A 20,333-nucleotide genomic window follows, 5' to 3' on the forward strand; every position below is an offset into this window, starting at 1 on the left:
AAGGAGGCGCGCTTTTTTCGTTTTGCCCGTTTCCCTGCCTACTTTTAGGTCATGTCCGTTCGCTACTTCCTATACCTTTTCTTCTTCACGCTCAATTCGATTGCCATGGCGCAGCAACGGCCCCGCGAAGCCGGCATTCCCTTCGGAGTTGTGCTAACCGGGCCAGCCAATGCCATCACCGATGTGCCCGGCGTTAGGGTAGGGCATACCACGCTGATCCAGGGCGACAGCATCCGTACCGGTGTCACCGCTATCCTTCCCCACGGTGCCGATCTCTACCGCGAAAAGGTGCCGGCTGCCATTCACCTGGGCAATGGCTACGGCAAGCTAGCCGGCTACAGTCAGGTGCAGGAACTGGGTGAGCTGGAAACGCCTATCGTACTGACCAATACCCTCGCCGTGGCTACCGGGATGAATGCCCTGATCATGGCCTGCCTGCGGGATAATCCCGGGGTGGGCAGCGTCAACGCCGTCGTGGGCGAGACGAACGACGGCTTCCTGAACGACATTCGCGGCCGTCACGTCACCGAAGCCGATGTATTACGGGCCATCGAAACGGCCACCGACGGACCGGTAGCGGAAGGAAACGTGGGCGCCGGCACCGGTACCCTCTGCTTCGGCTGGAAGGGCGGCATCGGTACCGCCAGTCGCAAACTTCCCGAGAGCCTGGGCGGCTACACCGTGGGGGTACTGGTACAAACGAATTTCGGGGGCGTACTCAACGTAGCCGGCGTACCCGTGGGCCCCTTGCTGGGGGAATACTACTGGGTCGACGAGCTGGAGGGCAAGGCCGACGGAAGCTGCATGATCGTGGTGGCTACCGACGCACCGGTTCTGTCACGCAATCTGGAGCGCATTGCCAAGCGGGCCATGCTCGGGCTGGCCCGAACGGGGGGCATCGCCAGCAACGGGAGCGGTGATTACGTGATCGCCTTCTCCACCGCCGAGGAAAATCGGATCCGGCCGGGCCAGCAAGGGCCGCGAACGCTCAGCGAACTCACCAATGGAGCCGTATCCCCCCTGTTCCTGGCCACCATCGAGGCGACCGAGGAGGCCATCATCAACTCCCTTTTTGCCGCCGAGGATATGACCGGCCACGACGGTCACTCGCGGGAGGCCCTGCCCGTGGAGAAGGTGCTGGAGTTGCTGCGCGAACGGGGCGTGGTGAAATGACGGGAACGGTGCCCCAGCAGCCAGCTGGTCTGCCGAGCGCTGCTCGTCCGCCCAGTTGGTTACCATCACCCGTCGGCGGACGAACTTCGCGCTGCTGCGTTCGGCAGACGACTAGCGATCACCCCGACCCGTCGGCGGACGAACTTCGCTACGCTGCATTCGGCAGACGACTAGTATGTCCACGCCACGCCCACCCGCGGCGTAATCCCGAGGGTGCTGAAGCCCGTCACTTCCGTGAAATCCGTATCCGTCAGGTTACGTACCTCCCCGAAGAGGGTGAGGTTTTGCTGTTTCAGCAGCTTGTACTCGGCGTATACGTTGACCAGCACGTAAGGGTCCAGCTCCGTGGTGAAGCGGTTGAAGCCGGCATCGAAGTACACGTCCGGCCGCTCCCCCGTATAGGCGGCGGTGAGCCGGGCGGTGAAGGGTTTCTCGGCCCGGAAGGTCAGCCCCAGTAAACCCGTCACCCGGGGGCGGCGGTAAAATTCCCGGCTTTCCGTCGTGCCGCCCTGGCCGTCGGGGGAGCTCAGGCGTCCCTGCACGAAGGTGAAATTGCCGTTGACCGTAAAGTGGCGATCCAGTCGGCTGCGCGCCTCCAGTTCTACGCCGCGGTCGCGCAGTTCGTCCTGATTCGCGTAGCCCTCCGCTCCGTAGATGATGATCTGCTCGATCGTTCGCTGGAAGACGGAGAGGCTGGCCCGGTACGGTCCCCCGGGTCGCGCAAACTCCAGCCCCGCTTCCAAAGAGGTCGATACCTGAGGGGCCAGATCGGGGTTAGCGCCGAATGGCCCGCCGAGCTGGTCCAGGGTAGGACTCTGAAAGGCGGTAGCTACCGATATCCGGCTTTTCAGGCTTTCCGTGTGCCGGTAGCCGACCGCGAGGGACCCGTTCGCCTGGCCACCGAAGTCGGAATGGAAATTATAGCGGGCGCCGGCTTCCACCAGCACGCGCTCCAAAAGGTTCAGATTCAGCTGGGCGTAGGGGCTGGCGTTGGTAGCCGTGAGGTTCTCCGTCGAGTCCACTTGGTCTTCCAGGGCTTCCCGGCGCAGTTGCACGCCGAGGGTCAGGGCCAGGGTCTCGGAGGGAAGCAGGTTCAGGAACACGTCTCCCTGCTGGGCACGCCCCCGGTAGGCGGATTCGCCGAAGGCATCGTTGAAGACGCGATCGGTAGCGGCGTAATTGTAGCGGGCCCCGGCACTCAGGGTGGGCGTCCGATAGTCAATGGCCACGCTCGGCAGCCATAGGTCGTTGGTGTACCGGTTAGCGGCGTCCTGGAAGGAGCCCGCGTCGTAGTCGCCGTCGAAGCTGGCGCGCCGCAGCGAGGGGCGGATGCTCCAACGCTCGGTGGGGCGATAGGTGAGGCTCGCCAGCAGGGTCTGCCGCTGCGCGCCGTCGCGGTTAAAGGTGTCCTTGACCCCCTCCGGCGGCGTGGCCTCGCTGATCCCGTCGGTGCGGAAGTGGTCGTAGCTCACGCGGTAGTCGAGCTTTTCGGTGCGGCCGCTGATCCCGGCGTTCCCTTCCAGCGTGCCGTACCGTTGGGCGGCGGCGCGCAGGTGTAAGGTAAACGGGTCCGGGCGGGTGCCTTTTCCCGAAGATCTGTCCCCGGTCGGACCCGAAGTAACCAGGTTGATCACCCCGGCCACCGCGTCCGAGCCATAGAGCAGGGAGCGGGCTCCGCGCAGGATCTCGATGCGGTCCAGGCCCTCCAGGGATAACAGGCGCAGGTCGACCGCCCCGCCGAGGGAGGAAGGGTCGATCAGCGGCTGGCCGTCCACCAGGATGAGGGTGTACTGATTGGCGCCGTTGCGCAGGAAGAGGCTCCGGTCCTTGCCGAAGTTACTGTACGCTCCGTTGACCACGATGCCGGCCTGCTCGTTGAGCAATTCCGCCAGGCTGGTAGACCGGGCGATGGTCGCCGAATCGATCACGGTCACGTGCTCCGGGCCGTCGGCTGCGAGGCGGGGAAAGCGCGATCCGGTCACCACGACTTCTTCGGTGGTCGTTTCCAGGGGTGGGGTAGCCTGACCGAAGAGGGCGGTGGCGTAGAAGGATAGAATAAGGTATAGCGATTGCCGGTACATAAGGGATGGTTGCCGGCGAGGGGGGTGGGTAACAGGTAGCGAGTGGCGGGTGGGACGCAGCAGATAGTACCAAAGGCACGCTATCGCCTACCCGCTATCCGCCACTAGCTACCCGCTACCGGCTAAACTTCCCTTCCCGTCCTTTCTCACCGAAAGACAAAGAAATATGACGCTACCGGGCAGGTCTTCTGGCTCGCTCCACCCGGCCGTCGCCTTCCCGGATCGCTCCAGTGACGTAATGACGGCGGGCATATGGGGCTTACAGCTGCGGGGACAGCTCCGGATTCTCACCGGATTCCCTTTTCCCGATTGCGCGGCGAAGGTATACCGTATATCCGATTAAAGACTTCCCGGCTGGGTGAAAAAGTCAATCACCTGGGGATCGGCTTCCAGCGTCCGCTCGAAATCCTCGATCATACCCGCATTGTAGGCGTCGCCCGCCTGCCCGGAGCGGAGCCACTCCGGAGAAGCCATTAATTGCAAAAAGCGAAGGGAGCCGTCCCGTAACGGAGCGACCAGAATCGTCCGTCCCTGGTGGAGATCGAAATACTGCCGGGCTACGAGGGCCAGGTTAGCACCGGCGGCCAGGGAGAGTTGTACGTAGGACACGTCGCCTATTTCGGTGACCTGCTTCCCCGCCGCCAGGTAATGGGGATAATTACGGGAAATCACCGAGCTCATGCGCTGATCCAGATGCACCGAGTCCGATAGCACATAGATTGTAAAGTAGGTATAATAGTACGCCAGGCTATCGTCCGTGGGGGCGGGTCGGTACTCATCGTAGGCGTAAGCGTAGGTGACTCCGTTGATCCGTCGGCCGGCAAGATCCAGGGAAGTAAGCCGGGAACTGACGTATCCCCAGTCGTATTCCGGGACGGGTGAGGCGAGGTTGACCAGCGGGGGAACTACCTCCAGAGAATCAAAGGAGAAGCTAAGATCCTCGGCGAGTCGCGGCATGTCCCACAGCGTGGAATCGGTTCGCTCCCGAGCGTAGCGGGCCGCATCGGCCTCCGTCCAGGGGGAGGGCGACTGTGCGTGAATGTGAGTGCCGAAAAGAACGGCGAGGCAAAAAAGTAGGATTCTCATGCGAAGGATTTTTCGCAAGAAGCATCGTTGAACCACCGCAGAGCAAGCTAAAAGGGGTGGAAAAGGGGACTAGACCGGGGTGGAATCCGCGGAAACCCTGGCTTTCAGCTCCCCGCGGGAGGTCACGCCCAGTTTGCGGTAGATGCTGTTAACGTGGGTCTTCACGGTGGAAACCGATACGTAGAGCTCGGCCGCCACCTCCTTGTTGCTGTGGCCCGTGGCAATGAGGGTAGCAACTTCCCGTTCCTTGGGGGATAGCTCTTCGTTTGCCGAAGCCGGGGGCAGCACGGTAGGGCGTTGCCGCTGCCGGTACAGTATAAAGGCCAGCGTGCACGATAGCAGACCGGTACTAATTAGTCCCCTCCAAAGCAGGGTATTCTCCCGCTGTAGGCGTGCGAAGGTTACGCTGCCCAACTGTCGGTCCACTGCTGCGGCGAAGCTGTCCGGCAATTCGGTCTGCGTCACCGCCGTGCGACCGGCCTCCAAATCCTCGGCGGTGGGTACTTCGAATCCGAGGGAGCCCAGGGCATGTACGCGGGCGTACGGATTCAGAGCGGTATCGTAGAGCTGTTGGCGCAAATACCGTTCGCGTAATTCGGTGACCAGTGACTCGCGCCGGTCGGTCATGCTGCCGGAGCCGGGGGAGAGGGAGTCCAGTCCGACCTGCAGATCGAGCAGCGCCCGATTGATGGGTGAGGGACTGACCAAGCTTAAGCCGTTCACCGCTATGCTGTCTCCTCCTTGAAACACAACATTTAGAAAATGGCGCCGGGATGCATTGATATTAAACGGTGACACGTCGCGCCTACTGTACCGGATGCGGTATAGATTAGGCCGGTCCGGCAGGGTAAGGTCGGTAAACGCAAACCGCCCCAGACCGTCGATGTCGGCGCTGGCCAGGAGTTGATCGTCGGTGATCGCAATGACACCGAGGGGGGCTTCGAGAATGTCCAGGTAAACCACCTGTCCCCGGTAGGTTTCGGGCGCCGTTCCGGTCAGCGTAACGTGCCCCCCGTACAGCAAAATGGGACAGAGAGTGAAAAGCGTCACGATCAGGATGTGGTATACGGAAACGTACATTCCGGAAAGTTACTAAAGGTTGTCGGGGGCAGATACGCACGGGGTGCACGTTGCAATCTTTTCTCCCGCGCCCCGGCGCCCAAATGGTTAAACGTGTATATTTAGTTTCCCTACCGCCTTTACACTCCGCCTAGTGAACCTTTTTTTCCTCAGTCTCGGGCTGCTGCTCGGCCCGTTCCTCTTTGCGCAAACCCTGACGTTCGACGAGCGGGAAGCCAACCGCGCCCCCGAAGCCATTGCCGTACGCTTCAGCGAAGGCATCGAACTGGACGGGCAACTGAACGAAATCGAATGGCTAAGCGGAGCGCCGGCCAAGGATTTCTGGGAAACTTTTCCCTCCGACACTTCCCACTCCACCTACCCGACGGAAATCTACTTCGGCTTCGACGACGCGAACCTGTACGTAGCCGCCATCTGCCGGACCCCGGGTAAGCAATTCATCATCCCCAGCCTGCGCCGTGACTACCGGGCCGGGGGCAACGACAACATCACCTTCGTTTTCAACCCCTTCCGTGACAAGACCAACGCCATCGTCTTCGGCATGAACCCCTACGGGGTGAGCCGCGAGGCGCTGATCTACAACGGTGGCGAGAGCAGCGAGGACTTCCGCGAGGAGTGGGACAACAAGTGGCGGGGCGAGAGCTTCATCGGCGAAGACTACTGGTCGTGCGAACTGGTCATCCCGCTGGCCAGCATGCGCTTTCCCGCCGGAGCGGCCGAATGGTTCTTCAACAGCTACCGGATGGATACCCAGAGCAACACCCGCAGCACCTGGCACCGCATCCCCCAGAATCAGACCATCATGAGCCTGGCCTACATGGGCTCGCTGAAATTCGAAGGCGGAGCACCGGCGGCCCAGGGTAAAAATCTCGCGGTGATCCCCTACGCCGGGGGCGGCATGCGGCGGGATTACCAGGCCGGGACGCCGACCGACTTCGACGGCGACGTAGGGGGCGACGCGAAAGTGGGCATCGGCAGCGGACTTAACCTGGACCTGACCGTCAATCCGGACTTCAGCCAGGTGGAAGTGGACGAGCAGGTCATCAACACCACCCGCTTCGAGGTCTTCTTCCCCGAACGGCGGCAATTTTTCCTGGAGAACGCGGACCTCTTCGGCTCGTTTGGCTTCGAGCGGGCCAACCCCTTCTTCAGCCGCCGGATCGGGGTGACCCGGGATACTACCACCGGGGAAGGCCTCCAGAACCCGATCTACTTCGGTGCCCGACTCAGTGGCAAGGCCAACGACGATTGGCGCATCGGGCTGCTGAATATGCAGGCGGCCAAGAACACCGACCAGGGAATGCCCAGCTTCAACTACACCGTTGCCGCCACCCAACGCCGCATCGGGGCCCGGAGCAACCTGGGCGGCATATTCGTCAACAAACAGAACTTCAGTAATTTCTCCGATTCCACCGAGCGGAATGCGGACTTCAACCGGGTGGCGGGGCTTGACTTCAACCTGGCCACCCGCGACAACGCCTGGAACGGCAAGACCTTCGTGCACCGCAGCTTCAGCCAGCTGGCGGGCGGCGACGACTACACCCACGGCCTCAACCTGGAGTACCGCCACCGGAACTGGAACGTCGAGTACGACCATGTATACGTGGGGCAGGAATTCAACGCCGAGGTGGGCTTCGTGCCCCGGCGGGGTTACTTCACGAGCGGGGTTCAGGCGGCCCATATTACGTATCCGAAAAATCCGGGCGTCATCCAACGGGGACCTACCCTGGAGGCGCGAGTCTTTTCGCAGCCGGGGGACGGCCTAACCGACCGTAATTTCAGTGCCGGCTACCAGTGGCGCTTCGCGAACACGAGCCGCTTCACTACCGCCGGGGGCTACGAATACATCTTTCTCTTCGACGACTTCGACCCCTCCCGTACGGGAGCAACGCCCCTGCCAGGCGGCCGGGGCTACGGGTACTGGCGGGCCGGCGCGGAGTACGAAAGCGACGGCCGCAAACGCCTGAGTACGGGATTGCAAACGGAGGTCGGGGAATTCTTCAACGGCTACGGCTACAGCCTGAGCGGGAACCTGCAGTACCGCTACCAGCCCTTCGGCAGCATCGACCTGCGGTTCAGTTACCAGTACATCGACCTGCCCTCGCCCTACGCCTCGAAGGCCCTGTTCCTAATCGGGCCGCGGATCGACTTCACCTTCACGAAGGCAATTTTCCTGACCACCTTCCTGCAATACAACGACCAGATCGACAACATCAACGTCAACGCCCGATTGCAGTGGCGTTTCGCGCCGGTGAGCGACTTTTTCCTCGTATACACCGACAATTACGACAGCCTGGACTTCGGGGTGAAGAACCGTTCGATCGTAGCCAAAGTAACTTACTGGCTCAATATTTAGACGGCGCCGAGACGCAGGGGTACAGGTCTTTCCGGGAAGGGCAATCTTTACTGGCATAGGCGCGTTACCACCTTCACTTCAGAAGCACTATGCGGCAAACAATCTTTCTTTTCTTCTTTGCATTAGTACTCTTTAACGGTAAAGCAGCGGCACAACTCCAGATGCGCGGTTTGGAGGTCGGCCCGTGGCTCGGTGCCGCCTTTTACCTGGGCGACCTCAACACGGAGTTTCGTTTCAACCGGCCCAGGCCCGCCGGCGGAATTGCCGCCCGCTATAATTTCAACCATCGCCTCGCCGCCCGCGCCAGCCTCAACTACGGGCGCCTCTTCGCCGATGACAGCGATAGCCGCAATACCTTCGAACAACGCCGGAATCTGAACTTCGTGTCCAACGTCTTCGACTTCACCGGGCAGTTCGAGTTCAACTTTTTACCCTATTACCACGGGAGTTCCAAATATCCCTTTACGCCTTACGCCTTCGCGGGCTTTTCCGCCTTTACTTTTAATCCGCAGGGGGTTACTTCCACCGGCGAGACCATCAAACTGCAGCGCCTGGGAACGGAGGGGCAGCCCATCGGCGACGAATACCACCGGGTGAGTCTGGCCCTGGCCTACGGTATCGGCTTTCGTTGGGATCTTACCTACGAGCTCAGCATGGACGCCAGTTTGAGCCTGCGGAACACCGCTACCGACTACCTGGACGACGTTAGTACCGTCTATCCCGATCTGGATGTGCTACGGGAAAGGCGGCCGAACAGCAACTCCGCCCGCATGAGCGATCGCGGGCTGCCGGGACCGGACGGGGAGCGCATCGACCGTACGGGTACCCAAAGGGGAGATAGCACGAACAACGACCACTATATCTTCCTGGGCATCGGCATCAATTATTACTTCGGCGACGTCCTCTGCCCGAAGGTCTTCAAGGGAAGAAAGATTCGGGTTAAGAAGGTGAAGGAACGCCGGAACTAACGAGGCTTTTCTTGATGTTCCGCACCAGCCCCGGGCCCGCGTACACCATGCCGCTGTACAGTTGAATCAATTGGGCACCCGCCGCCAGCTTCTCCCTGGCGGAAGCTACGTCATCGATGCCACCGACTCCGATAATCTGTAGTTGTTTGCCGCTTTGCTCGTAGAGGTAGCGAATGACTTCCGTCGACCGGCGGCGGAGGGGGGCGCCACTCAGTCCGCCGTTTCCGATGGCCGCCACCTTTCGGGCATCCGTTTTCAGCGGTTCCCGGGCTACGGTGGTATTCGTGGCGATGATGCCGGCGATACCGGTATCGGAAACGATCTGCAGGATATCGTCCAGTTGCGCCTCGTTGAGGTCGGGCGCGATCTTGAGCAGGATCGGTTTTTCCTGCCACAGTGCACCCGGTCGTCCCAATCCGACCGGGGGGCGCTGCGTGCTGCGGGTGAGTTGGTGGTTCAGTTCCTGCAGGGCGGTGAGTAGGCGGGTGAGGGGCTCCCGGTCCTGGAGCGCTCGCAGATTGGGGGTATTGGGTGAGCTGACATTGACCACGAAGTAGTCCACCAGCGGGAAGAGTTTTTGGAAACAGTGGACGTAATCCGCGGTAGCCTCCTCATTCGGCGTATCCTTATTCTTACCGATGTTGCCGCCGAGCACCACCATGCCCGGTCGACCGTCACGGAGGAGTCGACGGGCCAGGGCGTCCACGCCTTCGTTATTGAAGCCCATGCGATTGATGAGCGCCCGATCGGCGGGCAGCCGGAAGAGACGGGGCTGGGGATTGCCGCTCTGGGGGCGGGGCGTTACCGTTCCCAGTTCGAGGAACCCGAAGCCCAGACTGGACATATCGCGGTAATACTTACCGTCTTTGTCGAAGCCCGCCGCAAGCCCCACGGGATTGGGAAAAGGGAGGCCGAAAACGGTGCGGTGGAGGCGTTCGTCGTCAAAGTCGTACTGGCGGCGAAAAAGATCGCTGACGCCGGGGAGGCTCAGCGTGGCGGCGAGCCCCTGCACGGTCAGGTGGTGTGCCCGCTCGGGGGCAAGGCGAAAAAGTAGCGGTTTGAGGAGACGGTACATGCCGCGAAGCTACACATCCTGTAGGACGAGTAGGGGAACGGTGCTCTTGAAGACGACTTTGCTGACCGTACTTTCATTAAACAGGCGACCGAAAAATCCGCGGTCGTGGTAGATCATCACGAGGAGATCGGCGTCGTGCAGTTTGACGGCTTGCTCGATGCCTTCGGCGATGCTATCGTCTTTGCCGCTTCTGACTTCGAAGCGGTGATTGACGTCACCCAGATACTGGCCGAGGCGCGGATCGTAGCCCTTGCCGTCGCCGTCTTCGTCACCGTGGTACACGATCAATTCGGCGTCGTAGGCACTGAGTACGTCAATCAGGGGTTGGAGGACGTGGCTACCGGCGAGCGATTTTTCGTCGACGGCGATCAAAATCCGGCGGAATTCCCGAAAGGGAATCTTATCGGGGACCACCAGAACGGGCAGCTTGGAATTTTTGATGACCGAATTGGCGACGCTACCGGTAAACAGTTCGCGGGCCGCATCGCTGCCCTTGGTGCCGGTGACGATAAGATTATAATCTTTCGCCTTGGCTACCCGGGTGATGGTCGGGCCGGGTTCTCCGTCGACGGTGTGGGTGTCGATGGTCGCCCCACTGGTAAGCTGGCCGCTCACCTCCCGCTTTACCTTGTCCATGGTTTCCATGGCTTCGTCCCGGATGTGATCCTTCACGTCGATGAGCGCGCCGGCCGCGGCGGAGTAGGGTTCCTCCACGGCGGATACCAGGGAAAGCAAACTGCCGAAATGATTGGCCAGGGAAACGCCGTACTGGACGGAGCTGTTGGCACTTTCGGAATAATCGGTGGCGACCATAATCTTTTTCATCGGGAGCTTTTGGGGATGGAACGGGAATACGGCCCCGGGGTTTGCAACCCGGCAAAACGGTGGGTCGTGTACTTGCCACCCGCGCAGCGTTGCCGTTTCGTACCTTCGCGCCCAGCACCATGCGGTTCGATCAGCTCATACACCAGCCCCCGGGGCTTGCCCAACTTCGCCAGATGGCGGCCGCCGACCGGCTTCCCCATGCGAATATGCTGCTGTCTCCTCCGGGCGGGGGCGGACTGGCCGCGGCGCTGGCTACGGCCACCTTGCTCCTCTGCGAAAATCGCCAGGGGGAGCACCGCGATACGCCCTGCGGGAGCTGCCGCGCCTGCCGCAAAACGGCTGGCTGCGTACATCCCGACCTCCATTTCGCTTTCCCGACCGTCGGCTCCAAAGCGAGTAGCGATCAGTTTCTGCCGCAGTGGCGGAACGCGGTACGGGAATCGCCCTACATGGAAGCGAATGACTGGCTCCAGCGCATCGGCGCCGAAAACAAACAGGGCAACATCAACCGCGACAACTGCGCCGCCATCCTGCGCAAACTGAACCTGAAAATTTTCGAGGGCCGCTACAAAATTATGCTCATCTGGCTCCCCGAGTACCTGGGGAACGAGGGAAACCGCCTGCTGAAGATGATCGAGGAGCCTCCGGAAAGCACCATCTTTCTGCTGGTGGCCGAGCGGCTCGAATTGATCCTGGCCACCATCCTGAGCCGCTGCCAGTTGACGAAGCTGCTACCGCCGAACGGGGAAGAGATCGCTGCGGCCCTGCGGAAGAACGGGCTGCCGGAACTTCGCGCCACCGCCACCGCGCGCCTGGCCGCGGGCAACTACAATCTTGCCCTCTCCCTGGCCGAAAGCGAAGCCGACGCTCACGGCCCCCTGCTGCTCGACTGGATGCGGGCCTGCTTCCAGGGAAGTCCGGCACGGCTGGTGGCCTGGACGGACGAATTCGCAAAACTGGGGCGGGAGACCCAGAAACACTTTTTACGCTACTGTCTCCACTTCTGGCGGGAGTTCCTTCTCCTGTCGGTGACGGGCGACGCCCACGGCGGCGTCCGCCTCCCGGAAGCCGAACTGCAGAGCGCCAAGAAAATGCTGCCGCTGATCGACCAAGACCAGTTGGCGGACATCACGGGATTGCTCAGCGAATGCGCCGAACACGTCGAGCGCAACGCCAATCCCAAAATACTCTTCATGGATGCGGGTATCCGCATGCACCAAATACTCCGCCACCGCGTGCCCGAAGGGGCCGCAAGGGCGTAACCATAAATTACCTGACCAATGGGATGTACTTCCTGCGGAACACCACAAGGCTGCGGCAGCAAGGGCAACTGCGGTACCGGATCCTGCAATAAGATGAGCTCCTTCGACTGGCTTAGTCATCTGGGCGTCGACGATGCGTTTACCACCGATATCGTCGAAGTCAGCTTCAAGGACGGCGCCTCCAAGGGCTTCTACCACGCCCCCCCGAATCTGGGCGTGTACACCGGCGATTACGTTGCCGTGGAAACCAGCAATGGCTACAACGTAGGATGCATCTCCCTTAGTGGGGAGCTGGTCCTGCTCCAGCTAAAAAAGAAAAACGTCAAGGAGGCCAAGGTTACCGAAAGCGTCCTGCGCAAGGCCAACGACCGGGACCTGGAAAAAATGCACGAAGCGCGACGGAACGAAATTCAGGCGCTGACCACCGCCCGCGCCATCGCGCGGACGAACCACATGGCCATGAAGGTCTCCGACGTGGAGTTCCAGGGAGACGGGCGCAAGGCTACCATCTACTACACCGCCGACAACCGCATTGACTTCCGGCAGCTGGTCCGCCAGTTTTCCCACCAGCTTCGCGTGAAGATCGAAATGCGCCAGATCGGTCCGCGGCAGGAGTCGGGTCGCCTCGGTGGCATCGGGAGCTGTGGTCGCGAACTCTGCTGCTCTACCTGGCTGAGCGATTTCCAGAGCGTCAACACCGCCGCGGCCCGTTATCAGAACATCGCCATCAACCAGAGCAAACTTTCCGGCCAGTGTGGCCGCCTGAAGTGCTGCCTGAACTACGAACTGAATACGTACATGGAAGCGCTGGAGGCCTTTCCGGACAAAGCGGATAAACTGCGAACGGAGGCCGGCACGGGGCAACTCGTCAAAACCGATATCTTCAAGGGCCTGATGTACTACACTTACCGGGAGAACCGCGGCCTGCTCTTCCCCCTGCCAGTCGACAAAGTGCACGAGATCCTGGCCCTGAACCGGGAGGGAAAGAAACCCGCCGATCTGCAATCCTTTCAGCAGGCCGTCGATACCCGCGACGACTTCGTTTACGAAGACGTCACCGGAGCGGTGGAGCTCCCCGCCGAAAAGCGAAAACGCGGTACCCGGAGCAAAAAATCGGGAAACCGCCGGAAAAAGGCTTCCGGTACGCCAAAAGCACAGGGGGGGGGTACCCATGAACCGAACGATAAGCCGCGCCGGAAAAAGCGCAGCCGCAACCGCCGGAAGCCCCGGCCGGGAGACAACGGAAAGAAGGAATAAACCGCCGCCGCCATCATCTTTTCCGCTCCGAAGCGGTTACTTTAGCCAATCACCCCAAAGAGATATCCATGAATTTCGACCTTACCATCATCGGTAGTGGCCCCGGCGGCTACGTTGCCGCCATCCGCGCTGCCCAGTTGGGGATGAACGTTGCCATCGTCGAGCGCTACGACAGCCTCGGAGGCACCTGCCTGAACGTTGGCTGCATCCCGTCGAAAGCGCTGCTGGACAGCTCCGAGCACTACCACAACGCCCACGACAAGTTTACCGAACACGGTATCGACCTCAGTGGCCTGAAAGTAAATATGCCGCAGATGATCAAGCGGAAGAACGAGGTGGTGGATCAGACCGTAAAGGGCGTTCAGTTCCTGATGAAGAAGAACAAGATTGAAGTTTTCTACGGCCACGGTTCCTTTACGGGTCCCAAGGAGCTGGCCATCGCCATGAACGAAGGGGAAGACAAGACGATCACTTCCGAGCATTTCATCATTGCCACCGGCTCGAAGCCCATCACCCCGGGCATGTTCAACTACGACAAAAAGCGGGTGATCACCAGCACCGAAGCGCTGAATATCGCCGAGGTGCCCAAAAGCATGGCCATCATTGGCGGCGGCGTTATCGGACTCGAACTCGGTAGCGTGTTCGGTCGCCTCGGCACGGAAGTTGACGTGATCGAGCTGGAAGACCGTATCCTGCCCACCATGGATAAGGACTGCAGCAAGGAACTGACCCGGTCGCTCAAGAAAACCGGGCTGAACTTCTACACCAGTCATAAGGTGACCGCGGTAAAGGGCGGGGACGCAGGTGCCACGCTCACCTTCGAGAAGCAAAGCAACGGCGAAGCGACCACCAAGGAGTACGATTACGTCCTGCTGGCGATGGGCCGCCGGCCGTATACCGACAAGCTCGGATTGGATAAGGCCGGCGTCGAGGTCGACGAGCGCGGACGGGTCAAGGTTGGCGACCACCTACAGACCAATGTTCCCCACATCTACGCCATCGGCGACGTCGTCCGCGGAGCCATGCTCGCCCACAAGGCCGAGGAAGAAGGGATTTACGCCGTAGAGCACATCGCCGGTCAGCAACCCCACGTAGACTATAATCTTATCCCCGGCGTAGTGTACACCTGGCCCGAAGTAGCCGCCGTTGGTAAGACCGAAGAAGAGCTGAAAGCGGCCGGCATTAAGTACAAAGCGGGTAAATTCCCCTTTAAGGCCCTCGGTCGGGCCCGTGCCAGTACCGACCTGGATGGGATGGTGAAGGTCCTGGCCGACGCCGAAACGGACGAAATTCTCGGAGTCCATATGGTCGGTGCCCGCGCCGCAGACATGATTTCCGAGGCTGTCGCCCTGATGGAGTTCCGCGCCAGTGCCGAAGATGCCGCCCGCATGAGTCACGCTCATCCGACCTATACGGAGGCTTTCCGGGAAGCTGCCCTAGCGGCGACCGGCGACCGGGCCCTGCACGTGTAAGGATGCTCGCCCCGACGCTCCGACGATGGAACACTGGCAAGTAAGGAGCAAGTGCCCCCCTTCGGGAGCGTTGTAGGCTACGGGAAGGAAGGCGGCGCTCCTACGGCGCCCGATACTCCGGCTACTAAGCGGGGAGCTGCGATGGTGATGTCGGTCTTTATTGGGTCACGACGAGCCGGAGGGGCCGGTGATCCGACCACGGAGAGGACAGTCTTTCCATACTGACTACCGACAGGCTGGTATCCACCATAAAGTAGTCGATTCGTAAGCCGGGCAGGGGGCCGGTAAAGGTGGTCCCTAATCCCGTGCCGGCCTGTACCCAGGCATCCTGGAGGCGGGGGGAGAGGATCTCGTTGTACATATAAGAAGAAGGGACGTCGTTGAAATCTCCCCCCAGGATGACCGGGTAGGGGCTCTCCTCCACGAAACGGCGAATCTGCTGCGCCTGGGCGGCCCGCTGCCGCGTGGTGCGTCCGTACCCGGCCAGCATACGCCCGAAGGTGGTGAGCTGATTGGACAGCGAGTTCTCGCCGCTGATCCCTTCCGCCATGTCACTGATCCGATTGGATTGCAAATGCGAATTTATGATGCGAAGGGTGCCCAACTCGGTCTGTACATCGGTGAGTAAAATCCCGTGGTATTCACTATCCTGAAAATATTCTGTTTGACCCACGATCCCGTCGGCATAAGTAGCAATGAGCGTCTTGTCCCGCTGGTGTCGTTCTTCCAGACCGGTCCCTTCTTGCATGGCGCTGATGTAATTCTTGTTCCGCTGTCGGGGCCAGGTTTCCTGGAGCAGTAAGATGTCGGTATTCGTGCCGGAAAAGAAATTTCGGACTTCTTCCAAGGTGGCGTCGGTTCGGTCATCGTGGCGAAACATTCGCTGATTGCCGGTTACTACGGTCACCGTAGGGCTGTCGAGTGGTGGCGGATCCCGCTGGGTTGGCCAGGCCAGCAGGCGATTGACTACGGGCCAGGACAATAGCAGTACCAAAGCGGGAAAAATCAGGGATGCCCACCGCTTTCGGGCGAGTTGGATACATAGGAAAAGCAGGGTAAGCAGTAGCAAGCCCGGCAATAACAATGCGATGATGGCGGGGGGCCAGAAAACCTCCGGGGAAACGTAGCGAGCCAGCAGACCGAAGGCGGCCGTAAGGGCAACGAGATTGCCCGCAAGTAGAAACAGCTTACGCAACAGGCTTAATTTTGATTACTGGCCCGGAATAAGAAGGCTTTTTCCTCCTTCGTGAGGCTGTTGTAGCCCTTGTCCTTAATCTTGTCCAGAATGGCGTCGAGTTGTTCCTGGTGGCCGGCTTCTCCCGTGGAGGTGGTACCTCCGGTGGATGATTGGTTGGGTTTAGGGGCTCCACCGGCACGACGCATGAAGCCGGGCCGCTCCTTCGTGGCGGTTTCCTTGACCGATCGGCCGCCGCGGAAGGCCGCTCTGGGCCCGCGGCTCCGGTGGTCCTTGCTGGGCCGTAGGATGTTGTGGTAAAAGCGATCGATCCCGTCAATGGCCGAGCGGATGGGCGTTGTCAGGTCCGTACCGCGCCGCAGGTACCAGGAAAACAGGAAGCCGATAAAGATGCCACCGATGTGGCCGAAGGCACCGCCGGTGTTCATGTCGCCGCCGAGGCCGATCACGTTCATGATGACCATGAAAGCGGCGATGTACTTCAGTTTGACGTTGCCGATGATCAGGAGGCGAACGTTGTAATCCGGCGCGAAGACCGCCGCAGCCACCACGATACTGAGCACGGCGGCGCTGGCGCCAAAGGCCACTCCGCCGCCACCAGGAAAATTGGGCAGTGCCGCGCCGATAAAGAAGAAGAGGGCCCCTCCCAGCCCACCGAGAATGTACAGCGGAAGCACCCGGCGGTCACCTAGTAAATCACCGAAAATGCGGCCGAACCAGAAGAGGAACAACATATTCCACAGAATATGCCAAAACCCCTCGTGCAGGAACATGTGGGTGATGATCGACCAGGGATGGGTAAGCATGTGCCACCCCGAACTGGAAATGGCCAGAAAATCCCGGATGTCGAAGTAAAGATTGGGAGTCTGCCAGCCTTCAAATACCCGCAGGAAAACCCAGGCCAGGTTGATGAACAGGTAAACCGCGACGTTCACGATGATGATGCGGTTGATCATGTTGCCATAATCGAACTCCCGGCGAATATCGTCCCAGATGGATTGTAGCATAGTTGTCCAAGGTGTGCCTTTACAAACGTTTTGGGGGCGAAAAGATTTAGGCAGCCGGCAATAATGCCCGGTAAACTACATAATTAGCGGGGTACGCCCCGATCCCAGCGCTGGGCTCCGGCCGGTGGATCGCTCCGGTGCCAGAAGTAGGCCAACAACCCGCCCGCAATAGCGCCGCCTAAGTGCGCGAAGTGGGCGATGGGGTCCCAGCTGAACTGCATGACGCCCAAAAAGAGGTCGACCGCCAACAGGATCGGTACGAAGAATTTGGCCCGGATCGGAATGGGGAGAAAGATGAGCATCAACGGGAAGCTCGGGTACAGAATCGCGAACGCTGCCACCACCCCGTACAGCGCTCCCGATGCCCCTACCATGGGTACGTCGGTCTTGAAATCGATGTATTCCTGCATCATCGCCGTAGCTTCCTCGCGTACCAGGCTGGGGTCGTCGCTATTGAGGGTAAGCTCGGTGGCGATGTCGCCCACGACGCGGCTGACGGGGGTGCCGTCGTCCATCGTCAGACTGCGCGTATCGACCGAGGAGAAAAAGTCGGTGAAGGAGGCGAGGGTAGGGTCGACCCGGAAGCTGGCCAGGGTGTCTTCCAGGGCGTTGATTTCGTACCAGGTCCAACCGAAATGCAGGGCTACCGCACCCGCCGCCGCCACGAGGTAAAGGATCAGGAAGCGTTGGCCCCCATATCGTCTTTCCAGGAGCGGCCCGAACATGACCAGGCCGAACATATTGAAAAAGATGTGGGTGAGCCCGCCGTGCACGAAAAAGTGGGATACCAACTGGATAGGGTGAAAGCGGTCACTGGTAGGGTAGTGCAGGGCCAGGTAATCCGCCATGCCATTGGTGGATATGCCGAGATAGGGGAGTAAATTAAGCAGGGCGAACACCACCACGTTGATGATGAGCAAATTTTTGACCAGAGGAGTCATGGGCGGCATGCGCGGGAAGATTTGTTACCTAATGCTTGGGATGGCCTTAGGGTTCCCCCCGCCGGTGGTGGTTGGTAGCTCGCAGAAGCCGCTTGGTCGAAAGCTCGGGGCAAGCCCTACTACTCGAAAAGCCGCTCGACGGCCTCCAGCTCGTACTTGACGAAGCATTTTTTTCCGTTCGGCGCCATCCGCGGCTGCTCGCACGCAAATAAGCGGTCGATGAGCGAGCGCATTTCCGCTTCATCCAATCCGGTTCCCCGTTTGATCGCCGCGGCCCGGGCCAGGGTGCGGGCCAAGCGGTCGTGACCGTTGTTGCTAAAGTCCACGTTGCGTTTGTACTGCTGCAGTAGCCGCTCCAGGAGATCCAGTTCGTTGTTGCGACCGGCCAGTTCGGCGGGGATGCCCCGAACGATGAAGCTGCCACCGCCAAAGGCCTCGAGGTCGAAACCGAGTTGATTCAGTTCGGGAAGGAGGGATTGCATCAGTTCGGCATCCGCGTGGGGCAGGTCCAGCGTTTGGGGAAACAGCGACTTCTGGGAAGTGGCCGGCTTTTCCCGCAGCGTCCGCAAAAAGCCCTCGTACAGGATGCGTTCGTGGGCCGCCTGCTGGTCGATCAGCAGCCAGCCGCTTTTGATGGCGCTCAGGATGTAGCGGTGGTGGAGCTGGACGGGTGCTCGTCCCTGGGCGGGCGGGGTGTCGGCATCCTCTTCCTGGCCCAGCCGGCTTTGCAGTACCTCGCCCGTATCGGTGTCGACCTCCACTTCTAGGTTTTCGTAGAGCTGTTCCCACTGCCGCAGGTTGTTGGCGTGCCGGCTCGCCTCGCCGGGTGGGTCGGGGGAGGGCGAGCGGGGCGTTTCCCGGTTCATCTTGCTGGGCAGCGCCTGGTCGGGATCCTGGGCCGCCGGAGACGCGGAGTAGCGGGTGCGGGAAGGCGAGAAGGGATTGTCGGATTCGAAGTCGATAGTAGGCATGATGCTGGCGCGGCCGAGACCGTGGCGGATGGTCGCCTTCAGGTAATTGTAGATGAGGCGCTCGTCCTCGAACTTGATCTCCTGTTTGGTGGGATGCACGTTTACGTCGATCCGCGCCGGGTCGATCTCCAGGAAGATTACGTAGAAGGGGTAACTGTCCTTTCCCAACAACTCGTCGTAGGCCATCGTCACGGCGTGGTGCAGGTAGCTGCTGCGAATGTAGCGGTCGTTGATAAAGAAGAACTGACCCACCTTGCTCTTGCGGGCCGCTTCGGGCTTCCCTACGTAACCGCCGATACTGAGTACATCCGTCGCTTCCTCGATGGGGACGAGCATGTCCCGGTATTTTTTTCCGAAAACGGCGATGACCCGCTGCCGGAGGTTGCCGGACACTAGGGAAAGGTCCAATTTGTCGTTGACGTGGAGGTCGAAGCGGACGGTGGGGTGGGCCAGCGCGATGCGGATGTATTCTTCGCGAATGTGGCGCAGTTCCACCGAATCGCTTTTCAGAAAGTTCCGTCGGGCGGGCACGTTGAAGAAGAGGTTCCGCACGGCAATGCTGGTGCCGGGAGGCGCCGCGGTGGGCTCCTGAATTTGTACTTCGCTGCTTTCTACGGTGATCCGGGTCCCCAGGTCGTCGGTAGCCCGGCGGGTCTTCATTTCTACCTGCGCAATGGCGACGATACTGGCCAAGGCTTCTCCCCGAAAGCCCATCGTGTGTAGGGTAAAGAGATCCGCGGCGGTCCGGAGTTTGCTGGTGGCGTGGCGCTCCAGCGACATCCGGGCGTCGGTCTCCGACATGCCGCAACCGTTATCGATCACCTGAATTAACGATTTACCGGCGTCCTTCACGATCAGGCTCACCTCGCTGGCACCCGCGTCCACGGCATTTTCCACGAGCTCCTTCACCACGCTTGCGGGGCGCTGGATGACCTCACCGGCGGCAATCTGGTTGGCTATGGCATCGGGAAGAAGCTGGACGAGATTGTCCGACATACACGGGAATGGGTTGCAATGGCCAAATTACTAAGAATTAACCGAGCAGTTGCTCCAGCTCCGGGAAATAGAGTACGTAAACTACGTAACTAAGCACCACCAGGGTGACCAGAATAATCAGCAAACTGTAGTTAGACCGGCGCACCCGCTCGTTGCGATAGCGCCCCGCGGCCTCACCGCCGCTGCCCTTGCGAAAGCCGCCGCGGAGCCGTTCTTTCATGCCATCCACGCCCCCGTTCTGAAGGGTTTCGATGCGCAGGCGACGCTCCTCGGCTTCCTCCTTTTTCGGGTCCCAGTAGCGAGGCTTGTAGGAGAATTGCTGGTTGCGGGGGGGCTTGAAGAGGCGGAGAAAGGCCATGATTCGTCGTTTGTGTAGGGAAATTTAACAATAAGGCTGCGGAAAAGATGAGTGAACGGAGTCGTTTGGCGGACGCTCGGAGCTTGCCCCCTTCCCCCACTGAGGGCTCGTTGGCGCGAAAGTGGTCGCGCGGCCGCTCCTCCGACGACTAGTCGTCGCGCCACTTCTCGTCCGACGAATGGTCGTCCGACCACTTTAACTACCAGCGACCGTCGTTTGGTAACGATATA

Annotated in this window: 16 protein-coding genes and 1 riboswitch; of the genes, 6 read left to right on the plus strand and 10 right to left on the minus strand. The window is 60.4% G+C overall.

Going from position 1 to position 20,333, the window contains the following annotated elements; genetic code table 11:
- Positions 1 to 51 precede the first annotated feature (51 nt).
- Positions 52 to 1,173: a DmpA family aminopeptidase gene (locus tag CLV84_RS11565; protein WP_245911486.1), complete on the plus strand. Its 1,122-nt coding sequence runs from the start codon at positions 52 to 54 to the stop codon at positions 1,171 to 1,173.
- A gap of 170 nt (positions 1,174 to 1,343) precedes the next feature.
- On the opposite strand, the gene CLV84_RS11570 is transcribed toward CLV84_RS11565, so the two are convergent.
- The 3 genes from CLV84_RS11570 to CLV84_RS22240 form a co-directional block, all read right to left on the minus strand.
- Entirely contained in the window at positions 1,344 to 3,254 is a 1,911-nt protein-coding gene (locus CLV84_RS11570; protein WP_104419952.1) for a TonB-dependent receptor plug domain-containing protein, read from the minus strand.
- A 161-nt stretch (positions 3,255 to 3,415) separates the two neighbouring features.
- Positions 3,416 to 3,601: riboswitch (cobalamin riboswitch) on the minus strand.
- The gene (locus CLV84_RS11575; RefSeq protein WP_104419953.1) at positions 3,594 to 4,340 is read right to left on the minus strand and encodes a hypothetical protein; all 747 of its coding nucleotides are present in this window, start codon (positions 4,338 to 4,340) and stop codon (positions 3,594 to 3,596) included. Its footprint overlaps the riboswitch before it by 8 nt.
- A gap of 69 nt (positions 4,341 to 4,409) precedes the next feature.
- Positions 4,410 to 5,420 carry a helix-turn-helix transcriptional regulator gene (locus CLV84_RS22240; protein WP_319921901.1) on the minus strand — a complete coding sequence of 337 codons (1,011 nt, stop codon included), beginning with the start codon at positions 5,418 to 5,420 and terminating at the stop codon, positions 4,410 to 4,412.
- A 133-nt stretch (positions 5,421 to 5,553) separates the two neighbouring features.
- Between CLV84_RS22240 and CLV84_RS11585 the strand changes: the two genes are divergently transcribed.
- Together CLV84_RS11585 and porG are read left to right on the plus strand one after the other, a co-directional pair.
- Positions 5,554 to 7,776 (plus strand): DUF5916 domain-containing protein, encoded by a 2,223-nt coding sequence (locus tag CLV84_RS11585; protein ID WP_245911487.1) that lies wholly within the window; start codon positions 5,554 to 5,556, stop codon positions 7,774 to 7,776.
- 89 nt (positions 7,777 to 7,865) lie between these two features.
- Positions 7,866 to 8,744 carry a type IX secretion system protein PorG gene (gene porG / locus CLV84_RS11590; protein WP_104419955.1) on the plus strand — a complete coding sequence of 293 codons (879 nt, stop codon included), beginning with the start codon at positions 7,866 to 7,868 and terminating at the stop codon, positions 8,742 to 8,744.
- On the opposite strand, the gene CLV84_RS11595 is transcribed toward porG, so the two are convergent.
- Together CLV84_RS11595 and CLV84_RS11600 are read right to left on the minus strand one after the other, a co-directional pair.
- Complete coding sequence (locus CLV84_RS11595; RefSeq protein ID WP_104419956.1) at positions 8,716 to 9,819, minus strand: quinone-dependent dihydroorotate dehydrogenase; 1,104 nt, start codon at positions 9,817 to 9,819, stop codon at positions 8,716 to 8,718. The two genes, porG and CLV84_RS11595, sit on opposite strands and share 29 nt — an antisense overlap.
- Positions 9,820 to 9,828: 9 nt before the next feature.
- Positions 9,829 to 10,644 (minus strand): universal stress protein, encoded by an 816-nt coding sequence (locus tag CLV84_RS11600; protein WP_104419957.1) that lies wholly within the window; start codon positions 10,642 to 10,644, stop codon positions 9,829 to 9,831.
- A gap of 59 nt (positions 10,645 to 10,703) precedes the next feature.
- Between CLV84_RS11600 and CLV84_RS11605 the strand changes: the two genes are divergently transcribed.
- The 3 genes from CLV84_RS11605 (at position 10,704) to lpdA (ending at position 14,635) form a co-directional block, all read left to right on the plus strand.
- Positions 10,704 to 11,906 (plus strand): DNA polymerase III subunit, encoded by a 1,203-nt coding sequence (locus tag CLV84_RS11605; protein WP_245911488.1) that lies wholly within the window; start codon positions 10,704 to 10,706, stop codon positions 11,904 to 11,906.
- Between the two features lie 93 nt (positions 11,907 to 11,999).
- On the plus strand, positions 12,000 to 13,163 hold the full coding sequence (locus CLV84_RS11610) for a PSP1 domain-containing protein (RefSeq protein WP_245911491.1): 1,164 nt from the start codon (positions 12,000 to 12,002) through the stop codon (positions 13,161 to 13,163).
- Between the two features lie 68 nt (positions 13,164 to 13,231).
- Positions 13,232 to 14,635, plus strand: coding sequence for a dihydrolipoyl dehydrogenase (gene lpdA / locus CLV84_RS11615; RefSeq protein ID WP_104419960.1), 1,404 nt, complete (start codon positions 13,232 to 13,234; stop codon positions 14,633 to 14,635).
- A gap of 157 nt (positions 14,636 to 14,792) precedes the next feature.
- Here lpdA and CLV84_RS11620 read toward each other — a convergent pair whose 3' ends face one another.
- From CLV84_RS11620 to CLV84_RS11640, 5 genes are all read right to left on the minus strand, one after another.
- Positions 14,793 to 15,830, minus strand: coding sequence for an endonuclease/exonuclease/phosphatase family protein (locus CLV84_RS11620; RefSeq protein ID WP_104419961.1), 1,038 nt, complete (start codon positions 15,828 to 15,830; stop codon positions 14,793 to 14,795).
- A 5-nt stretch (positions 15,831 to 15,835) separates the two neighbouring features.
- Positions 15,836 to 16,837 carry a rhomboid family protein gene (locus tag CLV84_RS11625; protein WP_104419962.1) on the minus strand — a complete coding sequence of 334 codons (1,002 nt, stop codon included), beginning with the start codon at positions 16,835 to 16,837 and terminating at the stop codon, positions 15,836 to 15,838.
- A gap of 83 nt (positions 16,838 to 16,920) precedes the next feature.
- On the minus strand, positions 16,921 to 17,787 hold the full coding sequence (locus tag CLV84_RS11630) for a rhomboid family intramembrane serine protease (protein WP_104419963.1): 867 nt from the start codon (positions 17,785 to 17,787) through the stop codon (positions 16,921 to 16,923).
- Positions 17,788 to 17,897: 110 nt separating this feature from the next.
- Entirely contained in the window at positions 17,898 to 19,745 is a 1,848-nt protein-coding gene (mutL, locus tag CLV84_RS11635; RefSeq protein WP_104419964.1) for a DNA mismatch repair endonuclease MutL, read from the minus strand.
- A 37-nt stretch (positions 19,746 to 19,782) separates the two neighbouring features.
- Positions 19,783 to 20,103, minus strand: coding sequence for a hypothetical protein (locus tag CLV84_RS11640; protein ID WP_104419965.1), 321 nt, complete (start codon positions 20,101 to 20,103; stop codon positions 19,783 to 19,785).
- Positions 20,104 to 20,333: the final 230 nt, after the last annotated feature.

This window comes from Neolewinella xylanilytica (genome assembly GCF_002934605.1).
GTDB classification, from domain to species: domain Bacteria; phylum Bacteroidota; class Bacteroidia; order Chitinophagales; family Saprospiraceae; genus Neolewinella; species Neolewinella xylanilytica.